This is a genomic window from Reyranella sp., assembly GCF_965279465.1.
Lineage (GTDB): Bacteria > Pseudomonadota > Alphaproteobacteria > Reyranellales > Reyranellaceae > Reyranella.
Genome location: NZ_OZ257242.1, coordinates 6,490,374 through 6,509,162 on the forward strand (window position 1 = coordinate 6,490,374; position 18,789 = coordinate 6,509,162).

At 65.9% G+C, this 18,789-nt stretch carries 21 protein-coding genes and 1 pseudogene; 5 read left to right on the top strand and 17 right to left on the bottom strand.

Annotated elements, in window-relative coordinates; translation table 11 throughout:
* Positions 1-13: 13 nt before the first annotated feature.
* From ACQY8M_RS31470 to ACQY8M_RS31490, 5 genes are all read right to left on the bottom strand, one after another.
* The gene (locus ACQY8M_RS31470; RefSeq protein ID WP_428664517.1) at positions 14-739 is read right to left on the bottom strand and encodes an SDR family NAD(P)-dependent oxidoreductase; all 726 of its coding nucleotides are present in this window, start codon (positions 737-739) and stop codon (positions 14-16) included.
* Positions 740-799: 60 nt separating this feature from the next.
* A complete protein-coding gene (locus ACQY8M_RS31475; RefSeq protein ID WP_428664519.1) occupies positions 800-1,588 on the bottom strand; it encodes an alpha/beta fold hydrolase in 789 nt (262 codons plus the stop codon).
* Positions 1,589-1,590: 2 nt separating this feature from the next.
* Positions 1,591-2,886: an O-acetylhomoserine aminocarboxypropyltransferase gene (locus ACQY8M_RS31480; protein ID WP_428664522.1), complete on the bottom strand. Its 1,296-nt coding sequence runs from the start codon at positions 2,884-2,886 to the stop codon at positions 1,591-1,593.
* 224 nt (positions 2,887-3,110) lie between these two features.
* Complete coding sequence (locus ACQY8M_RS31485; protein WP_428664524.1) at positions 3,111-3,896, bottom strand: 3-hydroxybutyrate dehydrogenase; 786 nt, start codon at positions 3,894-3,896, stop codon at positions 3,111-3,113.
* A gap of 5 nt (positions 3,897-3,901) precedes the next feature.
* Positions 3,902-4,090: a DUF1192 family protein gene (locus ACQY8M_RS31490; protein WP_428664526.1), complete on the bottom strand. Its 189-nt coding sequence runs from the start codon at positions 4,088-4,090 to the stop codon at positions 3,902-3,904.
* A gap of 66 nt (positions 4,091-4,156) precedes the next feature.
* On the opposite strand from ACQY8M_RS31490, the gene ACQY8M_RS31495 reads away from it, so the two are divergent.
* The gene (locus ACQY8M_RS31495; RefSeq protein ID WP_428664529.1) at positions 4,157-5,149 is read left to right on the top strand and encodes an NAD(P)H-quinone oxidoreductase; all 993 of its coding nucleotides are present in this window, start codon (positions 4,157-4,159) and stop codon (positions 5,147-5,149) included.
* Positions 5,150-5,201: 52 nt separating this feature from the next.
* Here the strand turns inward: ACQY8M_RS31495 and ACQY8M_RS31500 are convergent, their stop codons facing one another.
* The 3 genes from ACQY8M_RS31500 to ACQY8M_RS31510 form a co-directional block, all read right to left on the bottom strand.
* Positions 5,202-5,867: a DUF1013 domain-containing protein gene (locus ACQY8M_RS31500; protein WP_428664532.1), complete on the bottom strand. Its 666-nt coding sequence runs from the start codon at positions 5,865-5,867 to the stop codon at positions 5,202-5,204.
* Positions 5,868-5,995: 128 nt separating this feature from the next.
* Positions 5,996-6,886, bottom strand: a complete 891-nt coding sequence (locus ACQY8M_RS31505) for an OmpA family protein (RefSeq protein ID WP_428664535.1) — start codon at positions 6,884-6,886, stop codon at positions 5,996-5,998.
* Between the two features lie 224 nt (positions 6,887-7,110).
* Positions 7,111-7,521: a hypothetical protein gene (locus ACQY8M_RS31510; RefSeq protein WP_428664538.1), complete on the bottom strand. Its 411-nt coding sequence runs from the start codon at positions 7,519-7,521 to the stop codon at positions 7,111-7,113.
* 127 nt (positions 7,522-7,648) lie between these two features.
* Between ACQY8M_RS31510 and ACQY8M_RS31515 the strand changes: the two genes are divergently transcribed.
* Positions 7,649-8,440, top strand: coding sequence for an enoyl-CoA hydratase-related protein (locus ACQY8M_RS31515; RefSeq protein WP_428664541.1), 792 nt, complete (start codon positions 7,649-7,651; stop codon positions 8,438-8,440).
* Positions 8,441-8,443: 3 nt separating this feature from the next.
* On the opposite strand, the gene ACQY8M_RS31520 is transcribed toward ACQY8M_RS31515, so the two are convergent.
* The 9 genes and pseudogenes from ACQY8M_RS31520 to ACQY8M_RS31560 all read right to left on the bottom strand — a co-directional run bounded on the left by ACQY8M_RS31520 (position 8,444) and on the right by ACQY8M_RS31560 (position 16,967).
* On the bottom strand, positions 8,444-8,914 hold the full coding sequence (locus tag ACQY8M_RS31520; protein WP_428664544.1) for an N-acetyltransferase family protein: 471 nt from the start codon (positions 8,912-8,914) through the stop codon (positions 8,444-8,446).
* A gap of 236 nt (positions 8,915-9,150) precedes the next feature.
* Positions 9,151-9,920 (bottom strand): annotated as a pseudogene (locus ACQY8M_RS31525) (MBL fold metallo-hydrolase); the annotation flags it as partial.
* Positions 9,904-10,398 (bottom strand): DUF6306 domain-containing protein, encoded by a 495-nt coding sequence (locus ACQY8M_RS31530; RefSeq protein ID WP_428664547.1) that lies wholly within the window; start codon positions 10,396-10,398, stop codon positions 9,904-9,906. The pseudogene ACQY8M_RS31525 and the gene ACQY8M_RS31530, both read right to left, overlap by 17 nt.
* 2 nt (positions 10,399-10,400) lie before the next feature.
* Positions 10,401-11,201: an enoyl-CoA hydratase/isomerase family protein gene (locus tag ACQY8M_RS31535; protein ID WP_428664549.1), complete on the bottom strand. Its 801-nt coding sequence runs from the start codon at positions 11,199-11,201 to the stop codon at positions 10,401-10,403.
* 23 nt (positions 11,202-11,224) lie between these two features.
* A complete protein-coding gene (locus tag ACQY8M_RS31540) occupies positions 11,225-13,012 on the bottom strand; it encodes an acyl-CoA dehydrogenase C-terminal domain-containing protein (RefSeq protein ID WP_428664552.1) in 1,788 nt (595 codons plus the stop codon).
* Between the two features lie 33 nt (positions 13,013-13,045).
* Positions 13,046-13,498 carry a MerR family transcriptional regulator gene (locus tag ACQY8M_RS31545; protein WP_428664555.1) on the bottom strand — a complete coding sequence of 151 codons (453 nt, stop codon included), beginning with the start codon at positions 13,496-13,498 and terminating at the stop codon, positions 13,046-13,048.
* A 127-nt stretch (positions 13,499-13,625) separates the two neighbouring features.
* Complete coding sequence (locus ACQY8M_RS31550; protein ID WP_428664557.1) at positions 13,626-13,880, bottom strand: hypothetical protein; 255 nt, start codon at positions 13,878-13,880, stop codon at positions 13,626-13,628.
* A 121-nt stretch (positions 13,881-14,001) separates the two neighbouring features.
* Positions 14,002-15,246: a CaiB/BaiF CoA transferase family protein gene (locus ACQY8M_RS31555; RefSeq protein WP_428664560.1), complete on the bottom strand. Its 1,245-nt coding sequence runs from the start codon at positions 15,244-15,246 to the stop codon at positions 14,002-14,004.
* A gap of 62 nt (positions 15,247-15,308) precedes the next feature.
* Entirely contained in the window at positions 15,309-16,967 is a 1,659-nt protein-coding gene (locus ACQY8M_RS31560) for a thiamine pyrophosphate-binding protein (protein WP_428664563.1), read from the bottom strand.
* 171 nt (positions 16,968-17,138) lie between these two features.
* On the opposite strand from ACQY8M_RS31560, the gene ACQY8M_RS31565 reads away from it, so the two are divergent.
* The 3 genes from ACQY8M_RS31565 to ACQY8M_RS31575 all read left to right on the top strand — a co-directional run bounded on the left by ACQY8M_RS31565 (position 17,139) and on the right by ACQY8M_RS31575 (position 18,774).
* The gene (locus ACQY8M_RS31565; RefSeq protein ID WP_428664566.1) at positions 17,139-17,663 is read left to right on the top strand and encodes a gamma carbonic anhydrase family protein; all 525 of its coding nucleotides are present in this window, start codon (positions 17,139-17,141) and stop codon (positions 17,661-17,663) included.
* A 27-nt stretch (positions 17,664-17,690) separates the two neighbouring features.
* Positions 17,691-17,939, top strand: coding sequence for a hypothetical protein (locus ACQY8M_RS31570; protein WP_428664569.1), 249 nt, complete (start codon positions 17,691-17,693; stop codon positions 17,937-17,939).
* A 97-nt stretch (positions 17,940-18,036) separates the two neighbouring features.
* Positions 18,037-18,774, top strand: coding sequence for a VOC family protein (locus tag ACQY8M_RS31575; RefSeq protein ID WP_428664572.1), 738 nt, complete (start codon positions 18,037-18,039; stop codon positions 18,772-18,774).
* Positions 18,775-18,789: the final 15 nt, after the last annotated feature.

An 18,789-nucleotide genomic window follows, 5' to 3' on the forward strand; every position in this document is an offset into this window, starting at 1 on the left:
TCCTCCAGTCTGGCTAGGTGAGGTTCAACCCACCATCGGCGATGACGATCTCTCCCGTAACGTAGTCGTTGGCGCAGAGCGCGGCCACAAGGTCGGCAATGTCCTCCGGCTTCGCCGGCCGCTTCATCGGCGCCCGGGTGTTCCAGGTCTCCAGCATGTCCGGCCAGCTGGCCGTCATCGGCGTCAGGACCAGGCCCGGCGCCACGGCATTGACCCGGATATCGGGCGCAAGGGCCAGGGCCAGCAGCTTGGTCACATGATGGAGCGCCGCCTTGGAAGCGGCATAGGGGATCGACGATCCCTTGGGCCGGGCACCGGCATGGGTGCCGATGTTGACCACGCAGCCCTTGGCTTCGCGCAACGCGGCCTCGGCCTCCGTGACCAGAACGAACGGCGAGATCAGGTTCACGTCGAGCATCTGGCGCCAGAGCGCCGGCGTCGCCGCCTTCAGGTCGGCATGGGGGATACGGATCGACAGGCCGGCATTGTTGACCAGCACATCGAGCTGGCCGTGCCGGTCGAGCACCGACGCGACCAGCGTGCGGGCCGATGCGTCGTCTGCGAGGTCGGCCTGGTGGTAGCTCGCACGGCCGCCCAGCTCGGCCGCCATCTGCCGGCCCGCCTCCACCGAGCGGCTGGAATGCAGCGCGACCGTGTAGCCATCCTTCGCGAACCGGCGTGCCGTGGCGGCGCCGATGCCGGAAGTCGATCCAGTGATGAGGGCAACCTTGTCAGACATCAGAGTCCTTTCCCTCCCCCGCTTGCGTGGGAGGGCAGGTCGACCCGCAGCGGTAGTTCTTCAAACATGCGACTTCAACGCGTCGAGAACCTCGTCCGGACGTTCGATCATCAGGAAGTGGCCGCTGTTGGAGATGACGACGGTCTTCGATCCGGCGATGGTGGCCGCGAGCGGCCTGGCCTTGGCGGCTGGCGTCATGAGGTCGCCGTCGCCCAGCACGAGGACGGTCGGGCACTTCACGGCGGCGGCGCGCACCGGAGCATCCTTATAGGCATTGCAGGCGGCGAGATCGGTGTGGATCACGTCGGGTGCGTTGCCGGCCAGCACGGCCAGCGATTCGCGCCGCAACCACAGGCCGGGCGAGACCATGCCGCCCTTGTGCAGCGCGTTGCCGAGGCCCCAGAAAGTCATCAGCTCCTGGACCTTGAGCGTGTTCGCCTTGGCCGATTCGAGCATCTCGGGATGCACCGGCATCTCGGACGCCACGCCGCACAGACCGAGAGCGCGCACCTTGTCGCCGTGACGCGCAGCGCAATCGAGCGCCACGAGCGCGCCCATCGAATGGCCGACCAGGCCAGCCTGCTTCACGCCGGCTTCGTCGATCAGGGCCGCCGTCCAGTCGGCCAGCGCTCCGATGCTCGTGAGCGCCGGACCTTCCGACCAGCCGTGACCGGGAAAATCAACGGCGAGCACGCTGCGCCCGTGATTCGCGAACCAGCGCGTTTGCAGGCGCCAGGCGGTGCGGTCGAAGCCCGCGCCATGGAGGAAGATCACTGTCGGCTTGGCCGGGTCGAAATGGGCACCACCGGTCGTGGCGAAAACGGCGCGGCCGTCCACGCTCAATTTCATGGTCAGCCCCTCTGCGACGCGCGCAGCGCCTGCCCCAGATCGTCCAGAATGTCGTCCGGATCCTCCAGCCCGACCGACAGCCGGATCATGCCTTCGCCGATGCCGGCAGCCTTCAGCGCCGCGGCGCCGAGCTGGGCATGCGTCGTCGATGCGGGATGGATCACCAGCGACTTGGCATCGCCGACATTGGCGAGGTGCGAGAACAGCTTCAGCCGCTCGATGAAGCGCCGGCCGGCCTCGCGACCGCCCTTGATGTCGAACGAGAAGATCGAGCCCGTGCCCTTTGGCAGCAGGCGCTTGGCGAGCTCATGATCCGGATGATCGGGCAATTCCGGTGAGGCGATACGCTCGACGGCGGCATTGGCCTTCAGAAAATCGATCACCTTGCGCGCGTTCTCGCCGTGCCGCGCGACGCGCAACGGCAGCGTCTCGAGGCCCTGCAGCAGGTAGAAGGCGTTCTGCGGCGCGAGGCAGCAGCCGAAATCGCGCACGCCTTCCGCACGGGCACGCATGATGAAGGCCTGGACGCCGAACTCCTCGGCGAAGTCGATGCCGTGATAGCCGGCATAGGGCTCGGTCAGGGTCGGGAACTTGCCAGAGGCCTCCCAGTCGAAGCGGCCGCCATCGACGATCACGCCGCCGATCGCTACACCATGGCCGCCGATGAACTTGGTTGCCGAATGGAAGACGATGTCGGCGCCGAGCGTCAGCGGCCGGCACAGCACGGGCGAAGCAAAGGTATTGTCGATCATCAGTGGCACCTTCGCGTCATGCGCGATCGCCGCGATCGTCGGGATGTCGAGCACCTCGCCGCCGGGATTGCCGATCGTCTCGCCCAGCACCAGCCGCGTCGCCGGCGTGATCGCGCGAGCGAAGCCGTCATGGTCGCGCGGATCGACGAAGGTCGTCTCGATCCCGAAGCGCGGCAGGGTGAGCGCCAGCATGTTGCGCGTGCCGCCGTAGAGCGAGGTCGAGGCGACGATGTGCCCACCCGCGCCCATCAGGGTGGCGATCGCGATGTGCAGCGCCGCCTGCCCGCTCGACACGCCGAGCGCGCCGGTGCCCTCCTCCAGCGCGGCGACCCGCTCCTCGAACACCGCGACGGTTGGGTTCGAGATCCGGCTGTAGATATGGCCGCCGACCTCGAGGTTGAACAGGCTCGCGGCATGGTCGACGTCGCGGAACACGAACGACGTCGTCTGGTAGATCGGCACCGCCCGGGCCCCGGTGACGGGATCGGGATGCTGGCCCGCATGCAGCGCCAGCGTGTCGGGCTTGAGGAATTTGGCGTCGACCACGAGGTCTCCTTGGGGCCTGCAACGAAAGAAGCGCGTCTAAGCCGTCATTGGCAGGTTACGCCTGCGACAAAGACCCTGTCATCGTGCCCGCGACAAAGACTGTGTCATCCCGAGCGCAGCGAGGGATCCATGGGCCACAGCATAGATCCCTCGCTGCGCCCGCAATGACAACTCTGTCGAATAAGCGCACTTCGCAAATTGAAGCATTATTTCATTAGGGTCCGCTACTGAGCCGTCCAGCCGCCGTCGGACACGAGCTGCGTGCCCTGCATGTTGGACGCGGTATCCGAGGCGAGGAACAGGGCCAGCCCCGCGATCTGCCCGGTCGTCGTGGCCTGGAGCTGCGGCTGCTTCTCCGCCATCAGGGTGCGGAGCGCCTGCTCGACGGGGATGCCCTGCTTCGCCGCGTGCGCCTCGACCTGCTTCTGGGCCAGCGGCGTCATCACCCAGCCGGGGCAGATCGCGTTGCAGGTCACGCCGGTGTCGGCGCATTCCATGCCGACCACCTTGGTCAGGCCGACGATGCCGTGCTTGGCCGCGACGTAGGCGACCTTCTGCACGGACGCGACCAGCCCGTGCGTGCTGGCGATGTTGATGATGCGGCCCCACTTGGCGGCCTTCATCAGCGGCAACGCTTCGTGGATCGCATGGAACGTCGCGCTGAGGTTGATCGCGATGATCGCGTCCCACCTCTCGGTCGGGAACAATTCGATCGGCGCGACGTACTGGATGCCGGCGTTGTTGACCAGGATGTCGACGCCGCCGAAGGTGGCCTTGGTCCTGGCCACGAGAGCGGCGATCTCGGCCGGCTTGCTCATGTCGGCGCCGTCGTACTCGACCTTCACGCCGCACTTCTTCGCCATGTCCGCGCGCTGCGTCTCGATCGCGGCAGCGTCGCCGAAGCCGTTCAGCATGACGTTGCAGCCCGCCCCGGCGAAGGCTTCGGCGATGGCCTGGCCGATGCCGCTCGTCGATCCAGTGACGAGGGCGGATTTACCTTTCAGCGACATCGACGCTACCTCTTGAAGAACAACGCGGCCGCCGACGCGTGGCTCTGCTTGGCCTTGATCTTGGCCTCGACCCGTTCGATCTCCGCCTTCATCGCGGCGACATATTCCTTGAGGTCGTCGATGTTCATGTCGTCGAGATTCAAGGGCTTCTTCTTCGCGTTGCGGGGATCGAGGTCGTCGAGTTCAAAGGCCATGGCGCGTCTCCACGGAAGCGGCTAATTGAGACCTACCATCGCTCCCACCACTTCGAAAGGCCGACCATGAGCGCGCTTCCCGCCACCATGATGTGCGTCGAAATCAAGACCCCGGGCGGGCCCGAAGCGCTGGTCCCGGCGACGCGGCCGCTGCCCACGCTCAAGCCGGGCGAGCTGCTGATCAAGGTCGCCGCGACCGGCGTCAACCGCCCCGACATCGCACAGCGTTCAGGCTCCTATCCGCCACCGAAAGGGGCATCGGATCTGCCCGGCCTCGAGGCGGCGGGCACGGTCGCCGCGATCGCAGAAGGCGTGACCGGCTGGACGGTCGGCGATGAAGTGTGCGCACTCACACCCGGCGGCTCCTACGCCGAATACTGCGCCGTGCCGGCACCGCAATGCCTGCCGATGCCCAAGGGCTTCGACATGCTGCACGCGGCGGCCCTGCCCGAGAACTACTTCACCGTCTGGCACAACCTTTTCGAGCGCGGCCAGCTCGCCGCCGGCGAGAGCGTCCTGATCCATGGCGGCGCAAGCGGCATCGGCACGACCGCGATCCAGCTCGCCAAGGTGTTCGGCGCCAAGGTGTTCACGACCGTGCGCACCACGCAGAAGGCCGAGGCGGTCACGAAGCTCGGCGCCGACCACGCGGTGATCTACAAGGACAACGACTGGGCGGCCGAAGTGAAGAAGCTGTCGGGCGGTGTCGATGTCGTGCTCGACATGGTGGCGGGCGACTATCTGCCGAAGAATCTGCAGCTGCTGAAGCAGGACGGCCGCTGCGTGGTCATCGCCCTGCAAGGCGGCGCCACCGCCACGATCAGCGCCGGCATCCTGATGGTGAACCGCCTCACCCTGACAGGCTCGACGCTGCGGCCGCAGAGCATCGCCAGCAAGGGCCGCATGGCGCAGGGCCTCAAGGACAAGGTCTGGCCGCTGCTCGAAGCCGGCACGATCCGGCCGATTATCTATAAAACCTTCCCGCTCCGTGACGCCGCGGGCGCCCATGCCGAGCTGGAACGGGCCGACCATGTCGGCAAGGTAATGCTGACTGTCTGACGCCAGTATTCCTCTCTGCGCGCATCGCAGGGAGGAACCACAAATCCCGCTTTCAGTGCCTTTCGGCGTCGGGATGATCGTCCGAGAGATCGGCGTCCGGCTGCTCGGCCTCGGCCGGATCGACGGCCTCCAGATCCGCCTCGTCCGGCTCGCCCGCGCCAACCTTCGCCTTCTTGAGAGCCGCGTCGTCGCGGGCGGCCTTGCGGCGTGCCTTGTCGACCGCGTCGTTGAGATCTTTCAGGCTACACAGGCCGAGCGTCACCGGATCGCGCGGACGCACGTTCTGCATATTCCAGTGGGATCGATCGCGTACCGATTGCACCGTGCTCTTGGTCGAGCCGACCAGCTTGGCGACCTGGCTGTCGTTCAGTTCCGGATGGACCTTGAGCAACCAGGCAATGGCGTCCGGCCGGTCCTGGCGCTTGGCGACCGGCGTGTAGCGCGGGCCCTTGGAACGGGCGACCGGCATGGGAATGTCGCGAGGGCTGAGCCGCAGGCGAGCCGCCTGATCGGCCTCGGCGCGCTTGATCTCTTCCTTGGTGAGCTGGCCGTTGGTCGTCGGATCGAGACCGGTCATCCCGCCCGCGACTTCGCCATCGGCGATCGCCTGGATTTCGAGCGGATGAAGGCCGGTGAAGGCCGAAATCTGATCGAACGTCAGGGTCGTGTTCTCGACCAACCAAACGGCGGTCGCCTTGGGCATCAGTACTGTCGACATCACTTGATTCTCCTGCGCCCGGATATAGAGGCGGGTCCCGGCCCCGCCAACCGAAAAGGCGCCTGATGCAAAAAGGAAACGGCCGGGTCACCCCGGCCGTTCCGCGAAATCCTGTTCTCGGATCCGGCTTACTGGATCACGATCTCGACGCGGCGGTTCTGCGGCTCGCGCACACCGTCCGCGGTCTGCACCAAGAGACCCTGCTCGCCGCGGCCGATCACGGCGATCGCCGTCGCCGGCACGCCTTCACGGACCAGCGCGTCCTTGACCGTGTTCGCGCGGCGCAGCGACAGCGCCATGTTGTATGCTTCCGGACCCGATGTGTCGGTATGACCGGTCGCCGTGATCCGCGCGCTGCCCTTGGTCTTGTAGGCGCCCGCAGCCTGGCGAATCGTGTTCAGGGCCTGATCCGACAGGTTCGAGCGATCCCAGTCGAAGAACACCATGTACGACGGGGCGGCGGCAGGAGCAGCGACCGGCGGCGGCGGCGGCGGTGCCGAACCGAACTTGATCTGCAGGCCGAGCATAATGCTGAAATTGTTGTTGCTCCAGGTCGAGCCCTGCACGCTGGGGTTCGACGTGCCGTAGTAGCGGCCATCGAGGTTGACGCGGAAATTCGTATCGACATTCCAGCCGAGGCCGACGATGCCCTGATAGGCGAACTGCGTGCTGCCCAGCGAGCTGGTGCTATCCACGAAGGCTACGCCCGCGCCAGCGCCGATGTAGGGGGTGATCGTCGATGCCGGGGAGAAGTCGTACAGCAGGTTGGCAAGAATGCCGAGCTGGCCGACCTGGTTGCTGAGCGCCTGACCCGGGAAGCCCGTGTTGGTCTGGTTGTAGCGATAGACCCCTTCGAGCTCGACCCTGGGGCCGACGAAATCATAGCCAACCACGCCGCCAGCAGCGAAACCGGTCTGCGGGGTAACACTCTGATTGAGGATCGTCGTATTGAGCAGCCAGTTCACACCGCCTTCAGCACCGATATAGAACCCCGGCGCGACAGTCTGCGCCTGGGCCATGACAGGCAGCGCCACGAACGCGACCGCAGCCAGTAAAGCCTTCTTCATAAGAACTTCCCCTCGCTATTCCCAACAAGCTTTACGGCGCGATTCCTGACGGGCCTTGACGGCGCGGGGCTGGGTGAGCGCCAACTCCTCGATGACTATACACACCACAGTTGGTGAGGTGCAAGGAGCGCGGCCGATTCGCGACCGCCCTGTGGCCGAGAGGCAACAACGCGGATTCAGCGAGCGCTTCCGGCCGCAGCCCCGCCATCGGCCCCACTATATCTTGTGTTTTTCTGGGACACGCGATGATCGGCGGGAATGGGGATCTTCAGTCCCAGCACGACGGAACCCTCTTCTCCCCGACCATAGATCCTTGGTCCCGTCAGCGGCACGAAGGCCGGCTCCGGGACGGTCAGATTGCGTTGCGGAAGGGGGACGTCGGGGTCGGATGACGTGGACCGCTCGGCCAGCAGCTTGCCCACACGCTCAGCACCCGACGGGGTGCCGGCCATCGCTTCCGGGGAAGGGAGCACCGCGCCGGTCAGCACCCGATTCGAATCGGCGGCGTGACCCGATCCGCCAGCACAGGCCAGGGACGCTGCGGCAGCGAAGAGAGCGACAAGGCGAGGAAAGCTGACGAAAGACATGCGAGGAGACAATTCCTGTTGACCGTTCTCCCCGCGAGCAGTTGTCCGACTACCCCGCATTTGGTTCCTTTGTGTGGCGGTACCTGCGATAAACCGCCGCTCGCCAACCAAGGAAACCGAGGAACGCATGGGTCAGTACAGCAAGGTCGAAACCGACGGCCGCCTGATGATCGTCACGATCAACCGCCCCGAGGTCTACAACGCGTGTCACCCGATGGCCAACCAGGAGCTGGTCGAGGCATTCGACGAGTTCAGCGCCAATCCGGAGCTATGGGTCGCCATCATCACCGGAGCCGGCGACAAGGCGTTCTGCGCCGGCAACGACCTCAAATACCACGCCGAGATCCAGGCCAAGACCGGCAAGCGCCCGAACCACCCGGCGAAAGGCTTCGGCGGCCTCGCCAACCGCTTCGACATGGAGAAGCCGGTGATCGCCGCCGTGAACGGTGTCGCCATGGGCGGCGGCTTCGAGATCGCGCTCGCCTGCGACATCATCGTGGCATCGGACAAGGCGACCTTTGCCCTGCCCGAGCCGAAGGTCGGCCTCGCTGCCGGCGCCGGCGGCATGCAGCGGCTGTCGCGCATGATCCCGCTCAAGAAGGCGATGGGCATGATGCTGACCGGCCGCCATGTGCCGGCCAAGGAAGGCTACGAGCTGGGATTCGTCACCGAGGTCGTGCCGCACGCCGAGCTGATGACCGCCGCGAAGAAATGGGCCGCCGACATCCTGGCCTGCTCGCCGATGTCGGTGCGCGCGACCAAGCAGGTCGTGATGCGCTCGCTCGACGTGCCCGCGCTCGAAGTGGCGATGCACAACCAGCATTATCCGGCCTTCGTGGCGATGGGCAAGAGCGAGGACACGGTCGAAGGACCGCGCGCCTTCGCCGAGAAGCGCAAGCCCAACTGGAAGGGGCGATAAGACTCAAGGCTTCGCAGGAGGCATCTGGAGGGACTTCCTCCAATGAACGAACCCTACCCGGCCGAGTCGTCCCAGGCCGGACAGGGTTGTCGTCGCTGTCGGCACGTAGGGCCGATAGCCCTCGGCGATCAGGCTGCGCATCGACGCAGCGCCGTCGGCGTCGGTATAGGTTACAGCGACCGTGAGGCCCTGCTCGCGCATCCTGGCCTCCCGCAGTCGCAGCATCTGTCTTTGAAGTCCATGGCCGCGATACTCGGGGAGAACGCCGCCCCGATAATGGAAGCCGACCGGAACACCATCATGCTCGACTGTCTTCCAGGCGCAATAAGCTGCCGGCATCTCACCGTCCCAGCCGATGACCCACTCCGCACCCGCGATCGAGGGCGGCTCGTCGACCGGGAAGCAGATCCGATCCATGTGCAGGATCTGCCGCCCGTCCTCCGCGGATGGGGCGAGACGAAAGTCGACGGCCATCAGCGTCCGCGGCTATTGTCGTAATCCCAGTCGAGCTCGAAGCGGTCGCCCTTGGCCTTTACGTAGGCCGCATGCGGCGGCGCGAAGTGGGCCGGCATCAGCAGCGCGCCCTGCTCTGCGCAATCGCCGAGCAGCGTATTGCGGCTCTGGCGCGCGAGGTCACGGTCCTCACAGAAGCGGCTGTTCCACTTCCACAGCGGCACCTGCACCGGATTGTGCAAGGCGTCGCCCGCGAAGATCGCGCGCTTGCCGCGGGACTCGAGGTCGACTCGCATGTGGCCCGGCGAATGGCCGGGCGAGGGCCTGAGCGTAAAGCAGCCGCACATACATGATCGCCCGACACGAACTCGGCTTTCTTGGCCTCGACGATCGGCAGGACGGAGTCGTTGTAGGTGTTGACCTGGTAGGCCTCCGTATCGGGCTTCTTCGAGAGCGCCGCCCAATGGTCGTGGTCGGTGCGCGACATCACGTACCTGGCGTTGGGAAAGGTCGGCACCCACGTGCCGTTCTCGCGCTGCGTGTTCCAGCCGACGTGATCGACGTGGAGGTGCGTGCACATCACGAAGTCGATCTCCTCCGGCTGCACGCCCGCCTCGCGCAACCGGTCGAGATACTTCGTGTCGAGCATGTCGAAGCGCGGCATGCCCGGCCGCGACTTGTGATTGCCGCTGCAGGAGTCGATGAGCACGGTGTACTTGCCGGTGCGCACCAGCCAGGAATGGATCGACGCGATCACCCGCCCGCTCTCCGGCTGGTAGTAATTCGGCGCGAGCCAATGCTGCTCGGCCGCGAAGGTCTCGGCCTCGAACTCCGGAAAAAAGTCCTTGGCCGGAAAGCCCGGCCCCATCTGCTCCTCGATGCGCGTGACGCGAATGTCTCCGATGTGACGATCTTGCATTCCTTCCCCCCTATTTACTGGCCCGCACGATCTCGGCATGGCGATTTTCGGCACGGGATACGCCCGGCCCAGCCTGAACGGCGATTGCTGATCATCGGCCGCAAGCATCCAGTGCGTCGCTGGCGCGCGCGATGTTGACCTCGTGGCTCTGCAGCATGTCGGCGAGATTGCGATGCAGGGCGTCGTCGCGCACCTTGGGCATCATCTCGCGCAGCTTGCGCACGACCCAGCCCTGGCCGCGGTTGAGAAAGGCGATGCGCTCGGGCAATCCCTCGATCGCCATCGCCTTCTCCTGGAAGGCGCCGATCCGCGTGGAGGCGGGTGCGCCGAGTGCCTTGAGCTGCTTCAGCAGCATCGCGCACCAGCGCGCCTCGTCGCGATGCACGTCGCGCAGGAGGTCGGCGAACGGCGTCCCGGCAGCAGCATCGGCACTCTTCAGCGCCACGCCTGTGCCTGCGCGCTCGGCTTCGAGCAGCTCGTTCAGGAACGCCGCAATCTCGTCCGTCGTCGCGTAGCCCATGTAGCCGTCGTCGACCTCGTGCGCGAGGCAGGCGGGCGAGCTGGACTCCGGCCGGTCGGTCGACATGGTCACCTCCCTTTGAACGAGGCCTTCCGCTTCTCGAGGAAGGCGCTCAGTCCTTCGAAATGGTCCTCGGTCGCCGCGCACGCCGCAAGCCCCTCGGCCTCGCGATGCGAATGCTCGTCCCACGAATTGTCGAAAGACGTGCGGATCAGCCGCTTGGCGACGCCGAGCGCGAAGGTCGGACCGTCGGCGAGCTTGCGCGCCATCTTCCCGGTCTCTTCCACGAGCTTTTCTTTAGGCACGACCCAATTGAGGATGTTCTGATCCTTGGCCTCCTGCGCGGTGAAGCGCTCGCCGAGCAGCGCGATCTCCAGCGCCTTCCGCTCGCCCACGACCCTTGGCAGGAAGTAGGTCGCGCCGCCGTCGGCCGAGAGGCCGATGTGACGATAGGCCAGGGTGAAGAACGCATCGTCGCTCGCGATCGCGAGGTCGCAATTCAGGATCAGCGACAGGCCGAAGCCCGCGGCAGCGCCCTGCACCGAGGCGAGCACCGGCTTGTTCATGCGGCGGATCTGGTAGATCGCCTGGTGCGCCTTGACCACGCGCATCTCGAAGCCCGCGAGATGCGCCTCCTTCTCTTCCGTGAGCAACTTGTGGAAGCCGCGGATGTCGCCGCCCGCCATGAAATGCGTGCCGGCGCCCCGGATCACCACGCAGCGCACGGCCGGATCCTTCTCGAACTTCGCGCTGTGCTCGATCAGCAGATCGCGCATCTCCATCGAGAGCGCGTTCAGCTGCTCCGGTCGGTTGAGCGTGATCCAGCCGATGCCGTCCTCGACTTCGGCCAATACGTGCGGTGCGGACATTGTTTCCTCCAGTCAGGAGGAAACTAGAACGCCTCCGCCGGCATTGCCATCAGGGTCGCAGCTCCTGCCTTGATCTGGTGGTTGAGCGACGTGGTCTGCGGCAGAACCCGCGTCACGAAGAACCGCGCGGTCGTCAGCTTGGCCTCGTAGAAGGCGTTGTCGTTGCCGGTGGCGAGACCCTTGTGGGCGGCAATGGCGATGCGCGCCCACATGTAAGCCATGGCCGTGAGCGCCATCAGCCGCAGCAGGTCGGTCGCGGCGGCGCCTGCCTCGTCCGGGTTCTTCATCGCGTTCTGCATCAGGAACAGCGCAGCGTCCTGCACGCGGCCCAGCGCCTTCTCCAGCGGCTCGACAAATTCCTTCAGCTTCTCGTCGGCCTTGTTCGCCGCGACGAAGCTGCTCATCAGGCCGAGCAGGCGCTGCGCGGCCGCGCCGCCCTTCATCGGCAGCTTGCGGCCGACCAGGTCGAGTGCCTGGATGCCGTTGGTGCCCTCGTAGAGCTGGGTGATGCGCGCGTCGCGCACGAGCTGCTCCACGCCGTGCTCGCGGATGAAGCCGTGGCCGCCATAGGTCTGCACCGCGAGGTTGGCGCACTCGCTGCCCATGTCCGTGAAGTAGGCCTTGATGATCGGCGTCAGCATCTGGATCAGATCGTCGGCCGCCTCGCGCTTCTCCTTGTCGGGGTGACGATGGGCCTCGTCGATCAGCATGCCGACCCACAGTGCCAGGGCACGGGCGGCCTCGGTGAACGACTTCTGGGTCAGCAGCATGCGGCGCACGTCAGGATGCACGATGATCGGATCGGCCGGACCGGAGGCGTTCTTAGGCCCGGTGAGCGAGCGGCCCTGGATGCGGTCCTGGGCGTAGGCCACGGCGCTCTGGCGCGCGACCTCGGCGATGCCGAGGCCCTGCATTCCGACGCCGAGGCGGGCGGCGTTCATCATCACGAACATGGCGTTCATGCCCTTGTTCAGCTCGCCGACCAGCCAGCCGGTCGCACTGTCGAGGTTCATGACGCAGGTCGCGTTGGCCTTGATTCCCATCTTGTGCTCGATCGCACCGCAGCGAATGCCGTTACGCTCCCCGACGGAACCGTCGGCCTTGGGCAGAAACTTCGGCACCAGGAAGAGAGAGATGCCGCGGGTGCCGCCGGGCGCCCCTTCCGGACGGGCCAGCACGAGATGGAGGATGTTCTCGGTGAGATCGTGCTCGCCGGCCGAGATGAAGATCTTGGTGCCGGTGATCGACCAGCTGCCGTCGGCCTGCTGCTCGGCCTTGGTGCGCAGCATGCCGAGGTCGGTGCCGCAATGGGGCTCGGTGAGGCACATCGTGCCCGACCAGGTGCCATCGGTCAGCTTCGGCAGGTAGCGCTTCTTGAGCTCGTCCGAGCCGTGCCGTGCCAGCGCCTCGTAGGCGCCGTGGCTCAGGCCCGGATACATCGAGAAGGCCTGGTTGGAGGCGGTGAACATCTCCTGCAGCGCGAAGCCGACCGTCGCCGGCAAACCCTGCCCGCCGTACTCGGGATCGCAGGTCACGGCCGTCCAGCCGCCCTCGCGGAACTGGTCATAGGCTTCCTTGAAGCCCTTGGGCGTGCGCACCACGCCGTTCTCGTAATGACAGCCCTCCTCGTCGCCGGTGCGATTGAGCGGGAACAACACGTTCTCGCAAAGCTTTCCCGCCTCCTCGACGATCGCCTGGATCGTGTCGGGCGTGGCATCTTCGTAGCCCGGCAGCTTGGCCAGGCTGGAGACGTCGAGAACCTCGTTCAGGACGAATTGAATGTCTTTAACCGGCGCCTTGTAGACGGCCATTGTTTCCTCCTCGGTCTTGAAGTCTCGGTAGTCTCAGTCGTCGCCTTCCGGGTCGACTCCGCGCGCCTTCAGCTCGGCGGCGACCTGGGTTTCCACTTCCCGGAACTCGCCGATATGGGCATCGAGATCGCGCTTCTTGCGCTCCAGGTCATCGATGTGCAGGCGGCTGCGGCGTAGTAATTCGCGCAGCTGCTGATTGCCGGTACGGTCGACATGATAGAGGTCGAGCAGCTCCTTGATCTCGGCGAGCGAGAAACCGAGCCGCTTGCCGCGCAGGATCCAGCCGAGCCGGGTGCGGTCGCCGACGCTGTAGAGCCGGGTCAGGCCCTGGCGGCGCGGCTTGATCAGCCCCTCGTCCTCGTAGAAGCGAATGGTGCGCGCGGTGATCGCGAACTCCCGGGCGAGCTCGGCAATGCTGTAGATGCGCGCTGTGTCGCGCGGCGCTGAGCTTTTGGCCGGGACGGCCGAGGGGGCGGCGGCTGACATGCCAGCGTCATAGTTGACGTTTACGTAAACGTCAATCCCGGCGGGCGCCCTCGGGATTGCAGTGCTGAAAAGAAAGCGCCCGCCACCCAGGGGGCAGCGGGCGCGAAACACGCAAACTGCCTGAAGGCTAGTCGCGCTTCGGCAGGGCCACCTTCCCGTCGGTCAGCGCCTTTTCCAAGGTCGGGATGGCCTCACCCGGAGCCGTCGCACACTTGGACATCGCCGTAGGGACAGTGGCGTCCGGCGTCGAGTTCAACTGGGCGGTGGACCGATACGTCTGGCTCAACTTGTTGCAATAGGCCACATCGGCCGGTGATTGCGCGTAGGCGAAAAGGGGCATGGCTACGGATGCACACACCACCATTGCAGTCAAAGCCTTCATGATACTCCTCCTGAGGTTCTGGCAGTCGGCTGATAGCCAGTCCAACCCTATGCTACGCGGACCCGTGTTTCATCCGCAACCTCACTCCTGACATAATCGCCGCCGCGCGATCGCTCCGCCCTCAAATGACCTTGCCCTGCCGCATGTCCCTCACCTCGTCGGGCGAGCAGCCGAGCCACTCGCCATAGATCGCCTCGCAATCCGCGCCGAGAGCCGGCGCGCATTTCAACTCGACCTTGGTATCCGACATCCGCAGCGGCCAACCTGGCACGGTGACGGTCCCGCGAATCGGATGCTCGATCTTCTGCATCATCCCGCGCGCATGCAGGTCCGGGTCGTGCAGCAGCTCGAGCGTGGTCATGACGGCACCGCAGGGAACGCCGGCACCCGCGATGACCCGGGTCACCTCCTGCTTGGTACGCTGCGACGTCCATTCGTTGATCGCCGCATCCACGGCCTCGCGGTTCTGGCCTCGGGTGTTCGGGTCGGTCATGCGGGGATCATCGAGCAGGTCCTCGCGGCCGATCGCCTTGACCAGGCGGCGCCAATGCTCCTCGTTGCCGCGCGAGGCAAAGATGTAGCACAGGTCGTCGAGCCCTCCCGGCGCGCACTTGTAGAGGCCGCCCGGCGCGGTGCCGGGGACCGTGTTGCCGCCGCGCGGAAGCTGGTCGGTCATGCCGGCCTGCCGGCTCATCGGCGTGCGGCAGTAGTTCAGCATCGCATCGCGCATGGCGATCTGGATGTGCTGGCCGCGGCCGGTCGCCATCCGCTGGTAGAGCGCGCCCAGGATGCCGATGCAGCACAGCATCCCGGTGCCGGTGTCGCCGATGGTCGGGCCCGGCCGGACCGGCGGCTGTCCCGGATGGCCATTCACGCTCATGGTGCCGCCCATCGCCTGCGCGATCATGTCGAACGCCAGATAATTCGCGTGCGGGCTCTCCGGCGCGAAGCCCTTCACCTGGGCGAAGATCAATCGCGGATTGATCTCGCTCAGCCGCTCGTAGTCGAAGCCCAGGCGCGCGAAGGTGCCCGGCGCCATGTTCTCGATCAGCACGTCGGCCTGGGCGATCATGCGCCGGAGCAGCGCCTTGCCCTCCTCGCTCTTGAGGTTGCAGGTGACGCTGCGCTTGTTGAGGTTGTAGTAGATGAAATAGTGCGAATCGGCGTCGGGCCGATCGCTGGAGCCCCAGCGTCCGGGCTCGCCGCGATTGGGTTCCTCGACCTTGACGACGTCGGCCCCGAGCCAGGCCAGCGCTTCGGTGCACGACGGTCCCGCCTCGAACTGCGTGAGGTCGAGCACCTTGATGCCCTTGAGCGCCGGCTGGGTCGCGGTCGCGATCTCCGGCTGCATTACCTGATCCTGCATGGCGATCCCTCCCGGAAAGGGGGCCGCGCCGGGATTGGCCCAGCCCCTCGATTGTTATTTGATCAGCTGTGCCAGGCGAACTGCTGCGCCTTGCGGGCAGAACTCTGCGACAGCACGACGTTGACCAGGGCAGGACCGTCGTGGGCCATCGCCTTGTCGAGCGCGCCGCGGATGTCCTTCGGCTCCTCGACGAAGAAGCCCTTGCCGCCGAACGCCTCCATCATCCGGTCGTAGCGGGCGCCGTAGATCAGCGCGTTGGGCTTCAGGTTCATCATCGGGTTTTCCGGGATCGCCGGCATGCCGGGGCCGATACCGCCGTTGTTCAGGACGACGATCTTGACCGGGAAGCCATAGCGGACCAGCGTCTCCATCTCCATGCCGGAGAAGCCGATCGCCGAGTCGCCCGAGAGGTGAACGACGGGCCGGCCGGGCTGGGCCACGCAGGCGGCGATCGCCTGGCCGAGGCCGACGCCCATCGTCCCATAGGTCCCGGCATTGAGGCACGACCGGGCATCGAAGCTCGGCAGCTGGGTCAGGCCGATATCCATCGTGCCGGCGCCCTCGGCGCTGAGGATCGCGTTCTTCGGCATCCAGGCCGCGACATCGCGCAACGCGCGATAGTAGTTGGCCGGCGCCGCGTCGTCGTCGATCTGCGGCTTGATCGTTGCGGCGTTCTCCGAAACCTTCTTGGAGAGCGCCTTGCGCCAAGCCGAATCAGTCGGATGGAACCACTGGCGGGCGCCGAGCGCCTTGTTGAGCTGTCCGACGATTGCCTTGCCGTCCCCGAGCAGCGCCACTTCCGTCGGCTTGTTGTGCCCGATCTCCTCCGGCGCGATGTCGAGCTGGATGACCTTGACATCCTTGGCGAAGCGCGGCGCCAACCCGAAGTGGAAGATCCAGTTGAAGCGCGCGCCCATCAGGAAGACGACGTCGGCCTGCTGCAGCGCCAGCGTGCGCGCAGCCGAGACCGCCAGCGGATGGTCGTCCGGCATCACGCCCTTGCCCATCGGCGAACGCACGAACGGGATCTGGGTGCGCTCGACAAAGGCACGCACCTCGTCCTCGGCGCGGGACCACGCCATGCCCTTGCCGACGATGACCAGCGGCCGCTGGGCCTTTTCGAGCACGTCGAGCGCCGCCTCGACATTCTCGGCAGGCGCCACGCTGCGCGGCGGCTCGGGCACGCGCTGGACCTGGGTGGCCTTGTCGAGTTCGCATTTGCCTTGGATGATGTCATCCGGCATGTCCAGGTAAGTCGCACCGGGGCGACCGTAAATCGCGTGACGGGTCGCCATCTCGACATAGTAGGGAATGCGCGCCACGCTTTCGATGCCGTGCGCGAACTTGCAGAACGGCGTGGCGATCAGCACCTGGCGCTCTTCCTGGAAGGCGCCCATCCCGCCGCGAAAGGTTTCCGAGGCGCCGCCGATCAGGATCATGGGCCAGCAGTTCTGCTGGGCATTGGCGAGACCCGCGAGGCCGTGCACCACGCCGGGGCCGGTCACGGTGAGGCAGACGCCGGGGCGACCGGTCATGTAGCCGTACGCTTGGGCCGCGTAGGCCGCAGACTGCTCGTTGCGCATGCCGATGTAGTTGATGCCTTCCTTCTGCGCGGCCGTCGCGATCGGGCCGACCGGGAATCCGACGATCCCGAACATGTGATCGATGCCCTGCTGCTTGAGGCTGCGCGCAATCAGAGTAGCGCCGTCGATTTCGCTCATGTTTCCCCTCTTACCGATTGATCTTTTGTTGGCTGCGAGTTTAGGCATCGATGGCAAGGTTGCGGAAGGGCCCTCCTTCCGACGTGCGATGCGGCCGGTTCGTCGGATTTGCCGATGGTGGCGCAACCGGGGTTGGGTTAGTCACGTGGTCTACAAACAGAAGGACTATCGATGGCGATCTACCAGCTCGGCGACAAGAAACCCGTGATTCCGGCCTCCTGCTACATTGCCGAGAGTGCCGTCATCATCGGCGACGTGACCCTCGGCGAGCGGGTCAGCGTCCTGTCCGGCGCCGTGCTGCGCGGCGACAACGAACCGATCACCATTGGCGACGACAGCAACATCCAGGAGAACGTAGTGGTGCACGGCGATCCCGGCATGCCGATCCGGGTCGGCAAGGGCGTGACGGTCGGCCATCAGGCGATGCTGCACAGCTGCGTCATCGGCGACGGCTCGCTGATCGGCATCGCCGCCGTGCTGCTGAACAACGCGGTGATCGGCGCGGACTGCCTGGTCGGTGCCGGTGCCGTCGTGATCGAAAACAAGAGCTTCCCCGACCGCTCGGTGATCTTCGGCTCGCCGGCAAAGGCGGTCCGCGAGGTGACCGAGGACAACATCGCACGCATGCGTTACAGCGCCGACAACTACGTCCAGCGCGGCCGCCTCTTCAAGGAGCAGCTGAAGCGGATTGGGTAGGCTTCGGAAAAGGGATAGACTGTCGCCATGAACATCACCCTCCCCCGCGAGCAGCAGGAATGGCTCGAGGCGCAGGTAAAGGCCGGCGTCTATCAAAGTGGTGACGATGCGCTAGCGCGCTTCGTCGCGGAGCACATGGACGTTGACCTCGACGACCTCGACTGGGCCAAGCCACTGGTCGAAGAGGCTCGCGCATCGATTGCCAGGGGCGAAGGCATGACGCTCGAGGAGCACCGAGTTCGGATGACGGAGCGGTTCGGCAAGCTCGATCGCTGATGGCGAAGATCATGATCTCGCCCGAGGCTGATCAGGATACTGCCGACATCGTCGCCCCGTTGACTGAGGAAGCCGGCGCGAACGTGGCACGGCGATAATGATCGACGCGCTCGACCATCTGACGTTACGCGCTTCGTTCCGGGACAGCGCGATCGAAGCCTATGAGACGCTGCTCGGGCGGCGGGCCGAAAGTGGCCGGCTGCGAGTCGGCAACGTCGGTTTGACGATCGAGGACCACGCATCGACCGCCCAGCTCGCATCGATGGCCTTCGCCACGGCGTCGCTCGACAAGGCGGCGCAACTGCTCGAGCGGCGAGCAGTACCGGCGGAGCGCGATGGCGACCGGCTGGTGCTGTCGACCGAGGCCACGCATCAGGTGCCGATCGCATTGGTCGAGCGAGCGGCGGCGCCCGAGCCCTCGTCGCTGCTGAAGAGCAGCGAGGCGGCGTCGATCACCGCCCTCGACCATGTCGTTGTGCGCACGCCGAACCCCGAGCGAGCGGTCGCGCTCTATGGCGGGCGACTTGGGCTCGACCTGCGGCTCGATCGCAGCAATCCGGACTGGGGCTCGCGGCTGCTGTTTTTCCGCTGCGGCGACCTCGTGGTCGAGGTCGCACACGATTTGAAGAAGGGCGTGTCCGACGGCCCCGACCAGCTCTGGGGGCTGTCGTGGCGCACGCCCGACATTGCGCGGTGTAACGAGCGGCTGAAGAAGGCGGGCGTCGAGGTGTCCGAGCCGCGCAACGGGCGCCGTTCGGGCTCGCAGGTCTTCTCGGTGCAGAGTCACACCGCCAACGTCCCGACGATCGTGATCGGCGGCATCGGCCGCTGGTGATTGCCAAGGAGCGAA